This is a genomic window from Streptomyces sp. URMC 123 (genome assembly GCF_051386515.1).
In the GTDB taxonomy this organism is placed as follows: Bacteria; Actinomycetota; Actinomycetes; order Streptomycetales; family Streptomycetaceae; genus Streptomyces.
Window position 1 is genome coordinate 1 of record NZ_JBPQTV010000695.1, and the last position, 535, is coordinate 535.

General features: G+C 75.5%; 1 protein-coding gene. It reads left to right on the top strand.

The annotated features are described in order from the left end of the window. Positions 1-94 precede the first annotated feature (94 nt). Positions 95-535, top strand: a 441-nt coding sequence (locus tag ACSNOD_RS31675; RefSeq protein WP_436770514.1) for an FAD-binding oxidoreductase, incomplete at its 3' end; no start/stop codon positions are given.

Sequence of the window (535 nt, forward strand, 5' to 3'; positions counted from 1 at the left end):
ACGGCCGTACGGCCGGTGGCGCCGTCGCGGCGGCCCGCCCCGCCCGGCCGCTCGCGATCTTCCCCGGGGCGCCTCCCGGTGCCACGCTGGGGCCATGGCTGACCTCATCGAACGTCTGCGGGACGGGCTGCCGGCCGAAGCGGTCGTCACCGACCCCGACATCACCGCCGCCTACGCCCACGACAGGGCGAGCTTCTGCGCCGCGGGCGCCCCCGCCGCGCTCGTCATGCCCCGCACGGTCGAGCAGGTCCAGCACGTCCTGCGCACCGCCACCGAACTGCGCGTGCCCGTCGTGCCGCAGGGCGCCCGCACCGGGCTGTCCGGCGGCGCCAACGCCGTCGACGGCTGTGTGCTGCTGTCCCTCGTACGGATGGACCGCATCGTCGCGATCGACCCCGTCGAGCGGATCGCCGTCGTCGAACCCGGCGTCGTCAACGCGGCGCTCTCCCGCGCCGTCGCCGAACACGGCCTGTTCTACCCGCCCGACCCCTCCAGCTGGGAGGAGTGCACCATCGGCGGCAACATCGGCACCGGC